At 56.0% G+C, this 17367-nt stretch carries 16 protein-coding genes; 14 read left to right on the plus strand and 2 right to left on the minus strand.

The window, feature by feature from the left end; translation table 11 throughout:
* Positions 1-94 precede the first annotated feature (94 nt).
* Both WB237_RS00235 and WB237_RS00240 read left to right on the plus strand, forming a co-directional pair.
* Positions 95-733 carry a DUF1007 family protein gene (locus tag WB237_RS00235; RefSeq protein WP_336209311.1) on the plus strand — a complete coding sequence of 213 codons (639 nt, stop codon included), beginning with the start codon at positions 95-97 and terminating at the stop codon, positions 731-733.
* Positions 724-1704 (plus strand): nickel/cobalt transporter, encoded by a 981-nt coding sequence (locus WB237_RS00240; protein WP_336209313.1) that lies wholly within the window; start codon positions 724-726, stop codon positions 1702-1704. Before WB237_RS00235 ends, WB237_RS00240 begins: the two co-directional genes overlap by 10 nt.
* Before the next feature lie 40 nt (positions 1705-1744).
* On the opposite strand, the gene suhB is transcribed toward WB237_RS00240, so the two are convergent.
* Positions 1745-2548, minus strand: a complete 804-nt coding sequence (gene suhB / locus WB237_RS00245) for an inositol-1-monophosphatase (protein WP_013098296.1) — start codon at positions 2546-2548, stop codon at positions 1745-1747.
* A gap of 131 nt (positions 2549-2679) precedes the next feature.
* Between suhB and trmJ the strand changes: the two genes are divergently transcribed.
* The 11 genes from trmJ (at position 2680) to sseB (ending at position 11340) form a co-directional block, all read left to right on the plus strand.
* Positions 2680-3408 (plus strand): tRNA (cytosine(32)/uridine(32)-2'-O)-methyltransferase TrmJ, encoded by a 729-nt coding sequence (gene trmJ / locus WB237_RS00250; protein ID WP_336209317.1) that lies wholly within the window; start codon positions 2680-2682, stop codon positions 3406-3408.
* A 236-nt stretch (positions 3409-3644) separates the two neighbouring features.
* Positions 3645-4136, plus strand: coding sequence for a Fe-S cluster assembly transcriptional regulator IscR (iscR, locus tag WB237_RS00255; RefSeq protein ID WP_008502158.1), 492 nt, complete (start codon positions 3645-3647; stop codon positions 4134-4136).
* A 119-nt stretch (positions 4137-4255) separates the two neighbouring features.
* Positions 4256-5470 (plus strand): cysteine desulfurase, encoded by a 1215-nt coding sequence (gene iscS / locus WB237_RS00260; protein WP_336209320.1) that lies wholly within the window; start codon positions 4256-4258, stop codon positions 5468-5470.
* Between the two features lie 24 nt (positions 5471-5494).
* Positions 5495-5881, plus strand: coding sequence for a Fe-S cluster assembly scaffold IscU (gene iscU / locus WB237_RS00265; RefSeq protein ID WP_003860661.1), 387 nt, complete (start codon positions 5495-5497; stop codon positions 5879-5881).
* A gap of 13 nt (positions 5882-5894) precedes the next feature.
* Complete coding sequence (gene iscA / locus WB237_RS00270) at positions 5895-6218, plus strand: iron-sulfur cluster assembly protein IscA (RefSeq protein ID WP_003860659.1); 324 nt, start codon at positions 5895-5897, stop codon at positions 6216-6218.
* Positions 6219-6298: 80 nt separating this feature from the next.
* Positions 6299-6814 carry a co-chaperone HscB gene (gene hscB / locus WB237_RS00275; RefSeq protein ID WP_336209322.1) on the plus strand — a complete coding sequence of 172 codons (516 nt, stop codon included), beginning with the start codon at positions 6299-6301 and terminating at the stop codon, positions 6812-6814.
* A gap of 14 nt (positions 6815-6828) precedes the next feature.
* Entirely contained in the window at positions 6829-8679 is a 1851-nt protein-coding gene (hscA, locus tag WB237_RS00280) for a Fe-S protein assembly chaperone HscA (RefSeq protein WP_236920251.1), read from the plus strand.
* 1 nt (position 8680) lies between these two features.
* Positions 8681-9016 carry an ISC system 2Fe-2S type ferredoxin gene (gene fdx / locus WB237_RS00285; protein WP_014071345.1) on the plus strand — a complete coding sequence of 112 codons (336 nt, stop codon included), beginning with the start codon at positions 8681-8683 and terminating at the stop codon, positions 9014-9016.
* A gap of 1 nt (position 9017) precedes the next feature.
* Complete coding sequence (gene iscX, locus WB237_RS00290; RefSeq protein ID WP_003860650.1) at positions 9018-9218, plus strand: Fe-S cluster assembly protein IscX; 201 nt, start codon at positions 9018-9020, stop codon at positions 9216-9218.
* 53 nt (positions 9219-9271) lie between these two features.
* The gene (pepB, locus tag WB237_RS00295) at positions 9272-10558 is read left to right on the plus strand and encodes an aminopeptidase PepB (RefSeq protein WP_336209325.1); all 1287 of its coding nucleotides are present in this window, start codon (positions 9272-9274) and stop codon (positions 10556-10558) included.
* A 5-nt stretch (positions 10559-10563) separates the two neighbouring features.
* Positions 10564-11340 (plus strand): enhanced serine sensitivity protein SseB, encoded by a 777-nt coding sequence (gene sseB, locus WB237_RS00300; RefSeq protein WP_336209327.1) that lies wholly within the window; start codon positions 10564-10566, stop codon positions 11338-11340.
* Positions 11341-11371: 31 nt separating this feature from the next.
* On the opposite strand, the gene sseA is transcribed toward sseB, so the two are convergent.
* On the minus strand, positions 11372-12220 hold the full coding sequence (gene sseA / locus WB237_RS00305; RefSeq protein WP_028016088.1) for a 3-mercaptopyruvate sulfurtransferase: 849 nt from the start codon (positions 12218-12220) through the stop codon (positions 11372-11374).
* A 193-nt stretch (positions 12221-12413) separates the two neighbouring features.
* Between sseA and WB237_RS00310 the strand changes: the two genes are divergently transcribed.
* Positions 12414-17366 (plus strand): alpha-2-macroglobulin family protein, encoded by a 4953-nt coding sequence (locus tag WB237_RS00310; protein WP_336209330.1) that lies wholly within the window; start codon positions 12414-12416, stop codon positions 17364-17366.
* Position 17367 lies beyond the last annotated feature (1 nt).

Consider the following 17367-nt stretch of genomic DNA (forward strand, 5'->3'; position numbering starts at 1 on the left):
GAATAGCTAAATGATGGACGCTGAAAAGCGCGCCGGCAGCCCTTTCATTCAGGATTGCTGGAGAACATCACAGAATTTTTGACGTGAGGAATTGATGCAAACAGTTAAACAATGCGCGATAGCGCTATTTTTTGCGGTTATCACCTTCACCGCCAGCGCACACCCTCACAGTTTTATCGACCTGAAAACCGAGCTGGTCACCGATGGCGCTCAGTTGAGTGGACTGAAAATGCGCTGGACGATGGATGAAATCACCTCGGCTGACCTGCTGTATGATGCAGGAAACGCAAAGCCCGGCGATGAGATCTGGAAAAAGCTGGCGGCGGAAGTGATGGCCAACGTGCTGGGTCAGCACTATTTCACCGAATTCTGGCACAACGGGCAAAAGGTCAAATTTCTGAACCGTCCCACGGAGTACGGTATGACGCGCGAGGGGCATCAGGCGGTGCTGACGTTTGTGCTTCCGCTGGCACATCCGCAGCCGCTGGCAGGGCAAAAATACACATTTTCTACGTTTGACCCGACCTACTATGTCGACATGAGTTATGCCGGGGATAGCGATGTGCAGCTTCCAGCATCATTACAAAAAACCTGCAAGATTTCCGTTCATACCCCAAAGCCCAGCGAAGAAACGCTTAACTTTGCGGTTTCTCTCGATAAGGAAGATGCGCCGCCTGAAGACATGGAGTTGGGTAAACAGTTCGCGCAGGAGGTGACATTGCAATGTCAGTGATCTCTTCACAGATTCGAAAACAGCGGCGCTGGCTGCATCTCTGGCCGCTGGCGCTCTTTTTGCTGTTAGCGGTTTGCGGCGCGCTGTGGCTATGGCAGGCCTGGCCACAGGTCATGATGAAAAGCATTATCTGGCAGCGTGAAGTCAACCAGCAGATGAGCGGACTGCTGAAGGCGGTGGCGAAGAATCCGACCAAAGCGGGCGGCTCCCTACTGGCGTTCAGTTTTGTCTATGGCGTATTACATGCGCTGGGGCCAGGGCATGGCAAAATCGTGATCACCACCTGGCTCGCTACTCATCCGTCAAAGCTGAAATCGAGCATCGGCCTGACGCTGGCCTCCTCGCTGCTTCAGGGCGGCGTGGCGATTGTGCTGGTCGTAGTGGTACTTTCGCTGTTACAGCTTCCGGCCCGTCAGTTGCACCTGAGCAGTTTCTGGCTGGAGAAGGGCAGCTACGCGCTGGTGGGCGTGCTGGGGCTGATTCTTTGCTGGCGCGCGCTGAAAAAATTGCGCGTGTTACTGCAAAAGCCGAAATTCAAAGCCTTTACTCCCCATCATATTCACGATGCTCACTGCGGCTGTGGGCATCAACACCTGCCGACACAGGCGCAGTTGCAGAGTGGGGATGACTGGCGAGCGCGTCTGATGATCGTCCTCTCTATGGGCATGCGTCCGTGTTCGGGGGCGATCATGGTGCTGCTGTTCAGTAAAGTGATTGGCGTGTTTGGCTGGGGCATGCTGTCCGCGCTGGCGATGGCAGCGGGAACCTCTTTGACCATTTCGTCGCTGGCTCTGCTGGTTCACAGTTTCCGTCAACTGGCGGTAAAACTCAGTGGTAATAATGCGCCGGTGCTATGGCGACAAGTCGGCTGGACAACGCTCGCGCTGGCAGGCGGGGTGATTTTGCTGGTGGCTGCGGTAACGATGTGGATGAGCGCGGTGCCGGTGGGAAGGGGATTGCGGCCTTTTTAGTTGTTATTCCCTCTCCCGTTGGGAGAGGGAATTTTCGGCATTAACGCTTCAGCGCGTCACTCAGTTCATCACGCATGTTTGCCAGCATGGCTTTAACAACGCGTGGGTTACCTGCAACGATGTTGCCGGTAGACATATAGTTGTGGCCGCCGGTGAAATCACACACCAGTGCGCCTGCTTCACGCGCGATCAACTCGCCCGCAGCAAAGTCCCACGGCTTCAGTGCCAGTTCGAAGTAACCGTCAACACGGCCTGTCGCAACATAAGCCAGATCCAGCGCAGCAGAACCGGTGCGACGGAAGTCCGCGCATTCGGTGAACAGTTTGCCCAGGATATTCATATAGGTGGTTGCGTGCTGTTTGGCTTTGAACGGGAAGCCGGTCGCCAGAATGGTACCGTCCAGATCGCGTGCATTGCTGCAGCGCAGACGGTAGCCGTTCAGCTGTGCGCCCTGACCGCGCGTTGCGGTGAACAGTTCGTTACGCATTGGATCGTATACAACAGCGACTTCAGTACGGCCTTTAATGCGTACTGCGATAGACACAGAGAAGTGTGGCAGGCGTTTGACGAAGTTGGTGGTGCCATCCAGTGGATCGATAACCCATTGAACATCCTGATCTGTACCTTCATGTTCACCGCTTTCTTCGGTGATGATGGTGTGCTGTGGGTAAGATTTGCGGATCGTTTCGATAATAATCGCTTCTGCGGCTTTATCGACGTTAGTCACGAAATCATTGCTGCCTTTCTGGCTGGTTTCTACGGAGTCTGGCGTTTCGTAGTGTTTGGCAATTACATTACCCGCCTTGCGCGCTGCGCGCACGGCGATGGTCAGCATCGGATGCATCGGTCTCTCTCACTGGATGTTAAAGAACAGGAAAATCGGCGCAGAGTATAGCAGCGAGATCGGAATCTGTCTCCCGTTTATGATAATATGCCGGAATATTCTTCAGACGCTGAATTCAGACATTAAACACTATGCTGCAAAACATTCGAATTGTGCTGGTTGAAACATCGCATACCGGCAATATGGGCTCTGTTGCTCGCGCTATGAAAACTATGGGCTTAACGAACCTGTGGCTGGTTAACCCGCTGGTGAAACCTGACTCACAGGCCATTGCCCTGGCAGCCGGAGCCAGTGATGTCATCGGCAATGCCCAGATTGTTGACACTCTCGATGAAGCCCTGGCGGGATGTAGCCTGGTGGTGGGCACCAGCGCACGCTCCCGTACGCTGCCGTGGCCAATGCTTGATCCGCGCGAGTGCGGTCTGAAAAGTGTGGCAGAAGCTGAACAGGTGCCCGTTGCGCTGGTCTTTGGCCGCGAGCGCGTTGGCCTGACCAACGACGAACTGCAAAAATGCCATTACCATGTCGCGATTGCCGCGAACCCGGAGTACAGCTCCCTGAACCTGGCGATGGCGGTACAGGTTATCGCCTACGAAGTGCGTATGGCCTGGCTGGCAACGCAGGAAAATGAGCGTACTGAGCCTCAGGAAGAGACCGCCTATCCGCTGGTGGACGATCTGGAGCGCTTCTACGGTCATCTGGAGCAGACGCTGCTCTCAACCGGCTTTATCCGCGAGGGCCATCCAGGCCAGGTGATGAACAAGCTGCGCCGTCTGTTCACCCGCGCGCGTCCGGAAAGCCAGGAGTTGAACATACTGCGTGGAATTCTGGCGTCGATTGAGCAAAAAAATAAAGAGTAGTGTCGTCTGTTCGCCGGGTGGCGCTGCGCTTACCCGGCCTACAAAACCCGTAGGCCCGTGCAAGCGCAGCGCCGCCGGGCAAAAGAATACGGCACGGAAGGTTAAATACCTGACTAAAACAGTCAAGTAAATAGTTGACCATTTTAGTCAGGAATGTCAGACTTGGCCCTGCTATGCAATACCCCATTTTACTATAAAAAACCCCGGGCAGGGGCGAGTTTGAGGTTAAGTAAGACATGAGACTGACATCTAAAGGGCGTTATGCCGTGACCGCGATGCTGGACGTTGCGCTCAACTCCGAAGCGGGCCCGGTTCCGTTGGCTGATATTTCTGAACGACAAGGGATCTCCCTCTCTTATCTGGAACAGCTGTTCTCCAGACTGCGTAAAAATGGACTGGTTTCCAGCGTTCGTGGCCCAGGCGGTGGTTATCTGCTGGGTAAAGACGCGGGCAGTATTGCAGTTGGTGAAGTGATTAGCGCAGTTGACGAATCCGTTGACGCAACCCGTTGCCAGGGTAAAGGCGGCTGCCAGGGCGGCGATAAGTGCCTGACCCACGCGCTGTGGCGCGATCTGAGCGACCGTCTGACCGGCTTCCTGAACAACATCACCCTCGGTGAGCTGGTGAATAACCAGGAAGTTCTGGATGTCTCTGGTCGTCAGCACAGCCATGATTCACAACGCAGCACCCGCGCGCAGGACGCTATCGACGTTAAGTTACGCGCGTAATAAAAAGATAAGTATTTCAGAATCAGGCCGGGGCGAGGACTCGCCCCGTGTACTCGGTCGTACATCCAGCCGGTTGCCTGATTCCTTGCATTGAAGCGATGTACGGAGTTTAAAGAGCAATGAAATTACCGATTTATCTCGATTACTCCGCAACCACGCCGGTGGACCCGCGTGTTGCCGAGAAAATGATGCAGTGTCTGACCCTGGACGGAAACTTTGGTAACCCAGCTTCCCGTTCACACCGTTTTGGCTGGCATGCTGAAGAGGCGGTCGATATCGCCCGTAATCAGATTGCTGACCTGGTGGGTGCCGACCCGCGTGAGATTGTTTTCACCTCCGGTGCGACCGAATCCGACAACCTGGCGATCAAAGGTGCAGCCAACTTTTATCAGAAAAAAGGCAAGCACATCATCACCAGCAAAACCGAACACAAAGCCGTGCTGGATACCTGCCGCCAGCTGGAGCGTGAAGGGTACGAAGTCACCTACCTGGCACCACAGAGCAACGGTATCATCGACCTGAAAGAGCTCGAAGCGGCCATGCGTGATGACACCATTCTGGTCTCCATCATGCACGTGAACAACGAAATCGGCGTAGTGCAGGATATCGCGACCATCGGCGAAATGTGCCGTGCGCGCGGCATCATCTATCACGTTGATGCGACCCAGAGCGTGGGTAAACTGCCTATCAACCTGAGCCAGCTGAAAGTTGACCTGATGTCCTTCTCCGGCCACAAAATCTATGGCCCGAAAGGTATCGGCGCACTGTACGTTCGTCGTAAGCCACGTATCCGCATCGAAGCGCAGATGCACGGTGGCGGTCACGAGCGCGGCATGCGTTCTGGTACGCTGCCTGTTCACCAGATCGTGGGCATGGGCGAAGCGTACCGTATTGCAAAAGAAGAGATGGAAACCGAGATGGCACGCCTGCGCACGCTGCGTAATCGTCTGTGGGACGGCGTGAAAGATATGGAAGAAGTGTATCTGAACGGCGATCTCGAGCAGGGCGCACCTAACATTCTCAACGTCAGCTTCAACTATGTTGAAGGCGAATCGCTGATCATGGCGCTGAAAGACCTGGCCGTTTCTTCCGGTTCTGCCTGTACCTCTGCAAGCCTGGAGCCATCCTACGTGCTGCGCGCGCTGGGTATGACTGACGAGCTGGCACACAGTTCTATCCGTTTCTCTTTAGGTCGTTTCACTACCGAAGAAGAGATTGACTACACCATCAAGCTGGTTCGCAACTCCATCGGCCGTCTGCGCGACCTTTCTCCACTGTGGGAAATGTTCAAACAGGGCGTGGATCTGAACAGCATTGAATGGTCACATCACTAATCGGTACATAAGGAGAATTCAATCATGGCATACAGCGAAAAAGTTATTGATCATTACGAGAACCCGCGCAACGTTGGCTCTTTTGACAACAGCGACGAAAGCGTTGGTAGCGGTATGGTTGGCGCGCCAGCATGTGGCGACGTGATGAAGTTGCAGATTAAAGTCAACAATGAAGGTATCATTGAAGACGCGCGCTTCAAGACCTACGGCTGTGGTTCTGCTATCGCCTCCAGCTCCCTGGTCACCGAATGGGTGAAGGGTAAGTCTCTGGACGAAGCACAGGCAATTAAGAACACGGATATTGCTGAAGAACTCGAACTGCCACCAGTGAAAATTCACTGTTCTATCCTGGCAGAAGACGCGATCAAAGCCGCCATTGCGGATTACAAAAGCAAACGTGAAGCAAAATAATTGAGGTTTGAGTATGTCGATTACCCTTAGCGACAGCGCTGCCGCGCGAGTAAGCTCTTTTCTGGCGAACCGTGGTAAAGGCTTTGGCCTGCGACTGGGCGTACGTACCTCCGGCTGTTCTGGTATGGCTTACGTACTGGAGTTTGTTGATGAACCGGCGTCCGATGACACCGTGTTTGAAGACAAGGGCGTGAAGGTGGTGGTCGATGGCAAAAGCCTGCAATTCCTCAACGGCACTCAGCTGGACTTTGTAAAAGAAGGCCTGAACGAAGGGTTCAAATTCACGAACCCGAACGTCAAAGACGAGTGTGGTTGCGGCGAAAGCTTCCACGTTTAACCGCGCGTCATCCGAAACCCCACCGTGGCGTTACTCGCTACGCGTGGGGTTTGTTCTAACAGGCTACCCCTGAGATTGTTATGGATTACTTCACTCTCTTCGGACTACCCGCTCAATATCCGATTGATCTCCAGGCGTTGACGATCCGTTTTCAGGATTTGCAGCGTCAGTACCATCCGGACAAATTTGCCAGTGGTACTCAGTCAGAGCAATTGGCTGCGGTATCGCACTCTGCGACCATCAACCAGGCCTGGCAGACGCTGCGCCATCCGCTAACGCGTGCAGAGTATCTGCTCTCGCTCCACGGTTTCGATCTGGCGAGCGAACAGCATACCGTGCGCGACACGGCGTTTTTGATGGAACAGCTGGAGCTGCGTGAAGAGCTGGATGAGATTGAACAGGCCAAAGACGAAGCGCGTCTGGAAAGCTTCATCAGACGCGTGAAAGGCATGTTCGATACCCGCCATCAGCAGATGGTGGAGCAACTGAACAACGAGACCTGGGACGTGGCGGCAGATACTGTGCGCAAACTCCGTTTTCTCGATAAACTGCGAAGCAGTGCTGAACAACTCGAAGAAAAGCTGCTCGATTTTTAATTTCGGAAGCAATTATGGCCTTATTACAAATTAGTGAGCCTGGTTTAAGTGCCGCACCGCACCAGCGTCGTCTGGCGGTGGGTATTGATCTGGGCACCACCAATTCTCTCGTGGCGACCGTGCGTAGCGGCCAGGCGGAAACGCTGGCTGACGAGCAGGGCCGCCATCTGCTGCCTTCCGTGGTCCACTACCAGCAGCAGGGTCACGTGGTTGGCTATGACGCCCGCGCCAATGCCGCGCGCGATCCGGCCAATACCATCAGCTCGGTAAAGCGCATGATGGGCCGCTCGCTGGCCGATATTCAGACCCGTTACCCGCATCTGCCGTATCAGCTTCAGGCCAGTGAAAACGGCCTGCCGATGATCGCGACTGCGGCCGGTCTGCTGAACCCGATCCGTGTTTCTGCTGATATCCTGAAAGCGCTGGCGGCGCGCGCTACGGCGACGCTCGGCGGCGATTTAGACGGCGTAGTGATCACCGTACCGGCCTACTTTGACGATGCACAGCGTCAGGGCACCAAAGACGCCGCGCGTCTGGCGGGCCTGCACGTGCTGCGCCTGCTGAACGAACCGACGGCAGCGGCAATTGCCTACGGCCTCGACTCCGGTCAGGAAGGGGTGATTGCGGTTTACGATCTCGGTGGCGGTACCTTTGATATCTCGATCCTGCGCTTAAGCCGTGGCGTGTTCGAAGTGCTGGCAACCGGCGGGGATTCCGCACTGGGCGGTGATGACTTCGACCATCTGCTGGCCGATTTTATTCGCGAGCAGGCAGGCATCAGCGATCGCAGCGATGCGCGCGTACAGCGTGAACTGCTGGATGCAGCCATCGAGGCAAAAATTGCGTTGAGTGATGCACAGTCTGTCACCGTGAATGTCGCGGGCTGGCAGGGTGACATCTCTCGCGACCAGTTCAACGACCTGATCGCCCCGCTGGTGAAACGCACCCTGCTGGCCTGCCGCCGCGCATTGAAAGATGCCGGTGTTGAGGCTGAAGAGGTGCTGGAAGTGGTTATGGTGGGTGGTTCAACCCGTGTGCCGCTGGTGCGTGAGCGTGTAGGCGAGTTCTTTGGCCGCACACCGCTGACCTCTATCGATCCGGACAAGGTAGTTGCCGTGGGCGCCGCTATCCAGGCCGATATTCTGGTTGGCAACAAGCCGGACAGCGAAATGCTGCTGCTGGACGTCATCCCTCTGTCGCTGGGTTTAGAAACCATGGGCGGCCTGGTGGAGAAAGTGATCCCGCGTAACACCACCATTCCGGTGGCGCGCGCGCAGGAGTTCACCACCTTTAAAGACGGTCAAACCGCGATGTCCATCCACGTGATGCAGGGCGAACGCGAACTGGTACAGGACTGCCGCTCTCTGGCGCGCTTTGCGCTGCGCGGTATTCCGGCGCTGCCTGCGGGTGGGGCGCATATTCGTGTCACCTTCCAGGTGGATGCGGACGGTTTGCTGAGCGTCACGGCGATGGAAAAATCCACCGGCGTGGAATCGTCCATTCAGGTGAAGCCGTCCTACGGCCTGACCGATGGCGAAATCGCCTCCATGATTCAGGACTCAATGAGCTACGCCGAGCAGGATGTGAAGGCGCGTATGCTGGCTGAACAAAAAGTTGAAGCCGCACGCGTGCTGGAAAGCCTGAACGGCGCGCTCGCTGCCGATGCCGCGCTGTTAAGCGCCGCTGAGCGCCAGGTCATTGACGACGCTGCCGCACACTTAAGTGCCGTAGCGCAAGGCGATGACGCTGATGCAATAGAAGAAGCCATTAAAAACGTTGATAAACAAACACAGGACTTTGCTGCTCGCCGCATGGACAAATCTGTCCGCGTCGCGCTGAAAGGCCAGTCCGTGGACGAGGTTTAATATGCCAAAGATTGTTATTTTGCCTCATGCGGACCTCTGTCCGGATGGTGCTGTTCTGGAAGCGAAGACCGGTGAAACCATTCTCGATGTTGCCCTGCGTAACGGTATTGAAGTGGAACACGCCTGTGAAAAATCCTGTGCCTGCACTACGTGCCACTGCGTCGTGCGTGAAGGTTTCGACTCTCTCGCCGAGAGCACCGAAGACGAAGACGACATGCTGGATAAAGCATGGGGTCTGGAGCCAGACAGCCGCTTAAGCTGCCAGGCGCTGGTGACCGATGAAGATCTGGTCGTGGAATTCCCACGCTACACCATCAACCACGCACGCGAGCATTAATATGGGACTGAAGTGGACAGACAGCCGTGAAATCGGCGAAGCGCTCTACGACGCGAACCCGGATCTCGATCCGAAGACCGTACGATTCACCGACATGCACCAGTGGATCTGCGATTTAGAGGATTTTGACGACGATCCAAACGCATCCAATGAAAAAATTCTGGAGGCGATTCTGTTAGTCTGGTTAGATGAAGCAGAATAAATCACCTTACGGGCTGCCTTCAGGCGGCCCGTTTGCTAATAAGGATAAATAAAATGACCGAAGCGATGAAGATTACGCTCTCCACACAGCCTGCAGACGCACGCTGGGGAGAAAAAGCCACGTACAGCATCAACAACGACGGTATTACCCTGCACCTGACGGGCAAAGATGATTTGGGCCTGATCCAGCGCGCGGCGCGCAAAGTGGATGGTCTGGGCATTAAGCATGTCACCCTCGACGGCGAAGGCTGGGACACCGACCGCAGCTGGGCGTTCTGGGCGGGCTACAAAGGGCCGAAAGGCACCCGCAAAATTGAGTGGGCGAACCTTGATGCCGCGGGGCAGAAAGAGCTGGAAAGCCGTCTGACCATTATCGACTGGGTGCGCGACAGCATCAATGCCCCGGCAGAAGAGCTGGGCCCGGAACAGCTGGCACAACGTGCTGTTGACCTGCTGTGTGGTGTGGCGGGCGACAAAATGTCTTACCGCATCACCAAAGGTGAAGATCTGCGCGAGCAGAACTACATGGGCATCCATACTGTAGGACGTGGTTCTGAGCGTCCTCCTGTGCTGCTGGCTCTGGATTACAACCCAACTGGCGATAAAGAAGCACCAGTCTTTGCTTGCCTGGTCGGGAAAGGCATCACTTTCGATAGCGGTGGCTACAGCCTGAAACAGAGCGCGTTCATGGATTCCATGAAGTCCGATATGGGCGGCGCGGCTACCATTACCGGCGCGCTGGCGTTTGCTATCACCCGTGGTCTGAACAAGCGTGTGAAGCTCTACCTGTGCTGTGCTGACAACATGGTGAGCGGCAATGCCTTCAAGCTGGGCGATATTATTCGCTACCGCAACGGCAAAAACGTTGAAGTGATGAACACCGACGCCGAAGGCCGTCTGGTGCTGGCCGATGGCCTGATCGACGCCTCTGCCCAAAAACCAGAACTGATCATCGACATGGCGACCCTGACCGGCGCAGCGAAAACCGCGCTGGGTAACGACTACCATGCGCTGTTCAGCTTCGACGACAAACTGGCCGCGCGCCTGCTGGCAAGTGCTGCCGCTGAGAACGAGCCGTTCTGGCGTTTGCCGCTGGCCGAGTTCCACCGTAACCAGTTGCCGTCCAACTTTGCCGAGCTGAACAACACCGCAAGCGCGGCGTACCCGGCGGGTGCGAGCACCGCAGCCGGTTTCCTGTCTCACTTTGTTGAGAACTACCAGGAAGGCTGGCTGCACATCGACTGCTCAGCAACGTACCGTAAAGCGGCGGTTGAGCAGTGGTCTGCGGGCGCAACGGGTCTGGGTGTGCGTACCGTGGCGAACCTGCTGACGGCTGAGTAATTGTTATGTCCGAAACCAAAAACGAATTAGAAACCCTGCTGGAGAAGGCGGCAACCGAGCCTGCCCATCGTCCGGCATTTTTCCGCACGCTGCTGGAATCCACCGTCTGGGTGCCGGGTACCGCCGCGGAAGGTGAGCAGGTCGTAGAAGACAGCGCGCTGGATCTGCTGCACTGGGAGAAAGACGACGGCACTTCGGTGATCCCGTTCTTCACCTCGCTGGAAGCGTTGCAGAAAGCGGTTGAAGACGAACAGGCGTTCGTGGTGATGCCGGTACGTACCCTGTTTGAAATGACGCTCGGCCAGACGCTGTTCCTTAACGCTAAACTGCCGACCGGAAAAGAGTTCACACCGCGTGAAATCAGCCATCTGATTGGCGAAGAGGGTAACCCGCTCAGCACGCAAGAGGTGCTGGAAGGGGGCGAAACGCTGCTGTTGTCTGAAGTGGCGGAACCGCCTGCGCAGATGATCGATTCGCTGACCACGTTGTTCAAAACCCTGAAACCGGTAAGACGCGCGTTCCTCTGTTCAATTAAAGAGCATGCAGATGAACAGCCGGTGTTGCTGATCGGTATTGAAGCTGATGGTGATATCGACGAGATCATTCAGGCGGCGGGCAGCGTGGCCACCGATACGCTGCCGGGTGATGAGCCGATTGATATTTGTCAGGTGAAGAAAGGAGAGAAGGGCATCAGTCACTTTATTACTGAGCATATCACCCCGTTCTATGAGCGTCGCTGGGGCGGTTTCCTGCGCGATCTCAAAACCACGCGGATTATATAAACTTTTCGGGGTGAATATTCACCCCGTGAGTTTATCTGGTGGGTTCAACCGGCAGATCGTCTCGGGCTCCCCATTCGCTCCAGGCGCCGTCATAGAGCGTCACGTCGTTTACACCGAGCGTGGCGAGCGCCAGGATCACCACGCAAGCCGTTACGCCGGAGCCACAGCTGGCAATAATCGGACGGTGTAAATCCACACCCTGACTCTCAAAAATAGCGCGAAGTTCGTCAGTGGTTTTCAGTTCGCCTTCAAATACCAGATCGCCCCACGGTACATTCAGTGCGCCCGGGATGTGACCACGCTTCAGTCCTGGACGCGGCTCATCCGCTTCGGCATTGAAACGCGGAGCTGGGCGGGCATCGACGATTTGTGCCGTTTTTTCATGGCTAACCACCAGTACGTCGGTCAGGCGTTTCACCACGTGTGGGGCAAACGTCGCATCGAAATCGCCTTCCGCCAGCGTGACTTCACCCTGTTGCAGCGGCAGTTCATCGCGCTTCCAGCCAGCCAGACCACCTGCCAGAATCGAGACCTTTTCGACGCCGAAGTTTTTCAGCATCCACCACGCGCGCGGCGCGGAGAAGAGATTACCCTCATCGTAGACAACCAGATGCTTGTCCTGGTTGATGCCCAGCTCGCGCATCGCCACTGAAAAGGCTTCCGCACGTGGCAGCATGTGTGGCAGGGGAGTGGTGTGATCGGAGAGGGCTTCAATATCAAAATATACCGCACCAGGCAGGTGGCCTGCGCGGTACTCCGCGACCATATCGCGGAGATGTTCCTGCCCGGCAGGGGCCATTCGCGCATCGATAATCTGGACTTCCGGGTCGTCGCTGTGCTCAATGAGCCAGTCGGCGGCGACAAAATATGAGGTAGTCATGGGGTGCCTCCATTCTTTTCCGTAAAAAAGAATTGTCGGTGTTTTTTCTGACGTCGACAAGCAAACTGCGTTCAAGTCGCGAGCCACCCCTTAATTTTACGGATTCTCAAATTGGACTTTTTGAATTAGTGAAACTTGCGGATAATACTTATCCGGACGACGACCAACAGGCTCCATGGGCCAGGGACAAAGGATGAAACCGTTTCGCTTAGCCGCGCTCTCTCTCGCGCTGCTTACCACGTTTACGCTTGTCGGCTGTGATAACAGCGACGATAAATCTCAGGCTGCGGCTCCCGCAGCATCCACAGCCACAACACCAAAAGCGGCGGAAAAACCCGATGCTGAAAAGCTGGCCAAACTTGCGGCACAGAGTCAGGGTAAAGCGCTAACCCTGCTGGATGCTTCTGAAGTGCAGCTCGATGGCGCATCAACACTGGTGCTGACCTTCTCTGTTCCACTGAATCCCGATCAGGATTTCGCGAAAACAGTGCATGTTGTGGATAAGAAAAGTGGCAAGGTTGACGGGGCGTGGGAACTTGCGCCGAACCTGAAAGAGCTGCGTCTGCGCCATCTGGAGCCCAATCGCAATCTGGTCGTTACCGTTGAACGTGGCCTGCAGGGGCTGAACAAAGCGACGTTCGACATTGATTATGAAAAAGCGCTGACCACCCGGGATGTTGAACCGACGGTCGGTTTCGCCAGTCGGGGCTCACTGCTGCCGGGCAAGGTGGTGGAAGGTCTACCGGTGATGGCGCTCAACGTCAACAATGTGGACGTGAATTTCTACCGTGTGAAGCCGGAATCGTTGGCCTCGTTTGTCAGTCAGTGGGAATACCGTAATTCGCTGACAAACTGGGAATCTGACAATCTGCTGAAGATGGCGGATCTGGTATACACCGGGCGTTTTGACCTCAACCCGGCGCGCAACACGCGTGAAAAATTGCTGTTGCCCCTGAAGGATATTAAGCCGCTTCAGCAGTCTGGGGTTTATATCGCGGTGATGAACCAGGCGGGGCACTATAACTACAGCAACGCTGCGACTCTCTTTACCTTAAGCGACATTGGGCTGTCCGCTCACCGTTATCATAACCGCCTGGATATCTTTACCCAGAGTCTGGAAAACGGTGCGGCGCAGTCTGGTGTGACCGTCACTCTGTTGAACGATAAAGGGCAGACCCTTGCCGAAGCGAACAGCGATGGCGATGGCCATGCAAAGCTTGAGACCGACAAAGAGGCCGCGTTGATTCTGGCCAGTAAAGACGGGCAAACGACGCTACTTGACCTTAAGTTACCGGCCCTCGATCTGGCGGAGTTTGATATTGCAGGTGCGCCGGGCTACAGCAAGCAGTTCTTTATGTTTGGTCCGCGCGATCTCTACCGCCCGGGCGAAACGGTGATCCTTAACGGTTTGCTCCGTGACAGTGACGGTAAACCACTTCCCGATCAGCCCGTGAAACTTGACGTGCTGCGTCCGGATGGGCAGGTGGCGCGCACGATTGTCGTCCAGCCAGAGAACGGCCTCTATCGCTTTAACTATCCTCTGGACAGCGGGGCGCAGACCGGCATGTGGCATATCCGTGCCAACACAGGGGATAACCTGCAGCGTCTGTGGGATTTCCACGTCGAAGATTTTATGCCAGAGCGTATGGCGCTCAACCTGACCGGACAAAAAATGCCGGTTTCACCGCAGGATGATGTGAACTTTAACGTGGTGGGATATTACCTGTACGGTGCGCCAGCCAACGGTAATTCCCTGCAGGGCCAGCTTTTCCTGCGTCCTCTGCGTGAGGCCGTTGCTGCGCTGCCGGGCTTCCAGTTTGGTGATATCGCCGAGGAGAACCTGAGCCGCAGTCTGGATGAAGTTCAGTTGACTCTCGATGATAAGGGGCGTGGGCAGGTTTCTACCGAAAGCCAGTGGAAAGAGGTGCACTCTCCTCTGCAATTGATTCTGCAGGCCAGCCTGCTGGAGTCGGGTGGTCGTCCGGTAACGCGCCGTGCTGAGCAGGCTATCTGGCCCGCGGCTGAGCTGCCGGGTATCCGCCCCCAGTTCGCCAGCAAAGCCGTTTATGACTACCGTACCGATACGACAGTCAACCAGCCAATTGTTGATGAAAATGGCAACGCCAGCTTTGACATTGTCTATGCCGATGCCAGCGGGGCGAAAAAGGCTGTTTCCGGGTTACAGGTTCGCCTGATCCGCGAGCGCCGGGACTACTACTGGAACTGGTCAGAAAGCGAAGGCTGGCAGTCGCAGTTTGATCAAAAAGATCTGATCGAAGGCGAGCAAGAACTGAGTCTTAAGGCCGATGAGACCGGCAAAGTCACTTTCCCGGTAGAGTGGGGCTCATACCGTCTTGAAGTTAAAGCACCTGACGAGATGGTTAGCAGCGTGCGCTTCTGGGCAGGGTATAGCTGGCAGGATAATAGTGACGGTACAGGGGCTGCGCGTCCTGACCGCGTGACGTTGAAGCTGGATAAGCCGTCTTATCAGCCAGGGGATACGATTCAACTGCATATTGCTGCTCCGGCGGCAGGCAAAGGCTATGCGATGATCGAATCCAGCGAAGGTCCTCTGTGGTGGAAAGAGATCGACGTACCGGCAAACGGGCTTGATCTCTCTATTCCGGTGGATAAGGCCTGGAAACGCCACGATCTCTATCTCAGCACGCTGGTGGTACGCCCTGGGGACAAATCCAAATCCGCTACGCCAAAACGTGCGGTGGGTCTGCTGCACCTGCCGATGGGCGATGAAAATCGCCGCCTGAACATTGCGCTCGATAACCCACAGAAGATGCGTCCAAACCAGACGCTCTCTGTGAAGGTAAAAGCCAGCGTGAAAGAGGGTGCAGCGCCACAAAAAGTGAACGTGTTGCTTTCAGCGGTGGACAGCGGGGTGCTGAACATTACCGACTACGTCACGCCGGATCCGTGGCAAGCCTTCTTCGGTCAGAAGCGTTATGGCGCAGATATCTACGATATCTACGGCCAGGTCATTGAAGGTCAGGGCCGTATGGCCGCACTGCGTTTTGGTGGTGACGGAGATGAACTCAAGCGTGGTGGAAAACCGCCGGTGAACCACGTCACCATTATCGCCCAGCAGGCTCAGCCGGTTACGCTTGATGCCAACGGGGAAGGTACCGTTACGCTGCCGATTGGTGATTTCAACGGTGAGTTGCGTCTGATGGCGCAGGCCTGGACGGAAGATGATTTCGGTAGCAGCGAAAGCAAAGTCATTGTTGCTGCGCCGGTCATTACCGAGCTGAATACTCCACGCTTCCTGGCAAGTGGAGACACCTCACGGCTGACGCTGGATCTCACCAACCTGACTGACAAGCCGCAGACGCTGAACATCGCCTTGACCGCGACCGGTAAACTGTCGCTTGAAGGCGCACAGCCACAGCCGGTTCAGTTATCTCCTGGTGCACGCAGTACGCTGTTTATTCCCGTACGTGCACTGGACGGTTATGGCGACGGTGAAGTGACCGCGCAGGTTACCGGCCTGCAGCTTCCGGGCGAGACTTTCGCACCGCAGCAGAAGAGCTGGAAAATCGGCGTGCGTCCGGCGTTCCCGGCCCAGACGGTGAATACGGGGGCTATGCTGAACCCTGGTGAGTCCTGGACGGCACCTGCGCAGCATATCAATGGTTTCTCTCCTGCGACCTTGCAGGGGCAACTGTTACTGAGCGGTAAACCGCCGCTCAATCTGGCGCGTTATATTCGCGAACTGCAGGCTTATCCGTATGGCTGTCTGGAACAAACTGCCAGCGGTCTGTTCCCGTCGCTCTACACCAATGCGGCGCAACTCACCGCACTTGGCATCAAAGGTGATACAGACGACAAACGCCGCGCGGCCATTGATATCGGTATCTCCCGTCTGTTGCAGATGCAGCGTGAGGACGGTGGTTTCGCTCTTTGGGATAAAAATGGCCCGGAAGAGTACTGGCTGACAGCTTACGTTACTGACTTCCTGGTGCGTGCGGGCGAGCAGGGTTACAGCGTACCTGTGGATGCAGTGAATAACGCCAATAGCCGCCTGCTGCGTTATCTGCAGGATCCGGGCATGATGTCCATTCGCTATAGCGACGATACTCAGGCCAGCAAGTTCGCCGTACAGGCTTACGCTGCACTGGTGCTGGCGCGTCAGCAAAAAGCGCCACTGGGTGCGCTGCGTGAGATCTGGGAGCGCCACGGGCAAGCGGCCTCCGGACTACCGCTGATGCAACTGGGTATGGCACTTAAACTGATGGGTGATGCTCCGCGTAGCCAGCAGGCGCTGGATCTGGCACTCAAAACGCCGCGTAACGACAGCAAAACCTGGATGGCCGATTACGGTAGCGTCCTGCGTGATAACGCACTGATGCTCTCCCTCCTGGAGGAGTACAAGCTGCTGCCGGATGCGCAAATTACGCTGTTGAATGCCTTGTCTGAACAAGCCTTCAGCCAGCGCTGGTTGTCCACTCAGGAGAGCAATGCTCTGTTCCTGGCCGGACGTTCGCTGCAAACCTTGTCAGGGGCATGGCAGGCGAAAACCTCCTTGTCTGATACCGCATCAGGTGGGGATAAGTCGCTGATCCAAAATGTGAATGGCGATCAGCTTGGCGCGCTGCAGGTGACCAATACCGGTACGACACCGCTGTGGGTGCGCCTGGACAGTACGGGTTATCCGGAATACGCGCCTCAGCCAGCCTCTAACGTATTGCAGGTTGAACGCCATATTCTGGCAACCGACGGCAGCTCGAAGTCTCTTTCTGAGCTGAAGAGCGGTGAGCTGGTGCTGGTGTGGCTGGAAGTTAAAGCCAACCAGAACGTGCCTGATGCGCTGGTTGTCGATCTGCTCCCGGCTGGGCTGGAACTGGAAAACCAGAACCTGGCGAGCAGTAGCGCCAGCCTGCAGGATAGCGGTAGCGAAGTGCAGAATTTGCTCAGCCAGATGCAGCAGGCGGATATTCAGCATATGGAATTCCGTGACGATCGCTTCGTGGCGGCAGTCCCTGTCAATGAAGGACAGCCGGTGACGCTGGTCTACCTGGCCCGTGCGGTCACGCCGGGAACCTACCAGGTACCGGTTTCGATGGTTGAATCCATGTATGTTCCGCAGTGGCGGGCAACGGGTGCGGCCAGTGGCCCGCTGATTGTTGTTCCGTAAT

The sequence above is a fragment of the Enterobacter sp. P82 genome, from assembly GCF_037053385.1.
Taxonomy (GTDB): domain Bacteria; phylum Pseudomonadota; class Gammaproteobacteria; order Enterobacterales; family Enterobacteriaceae; genus Enterobacter.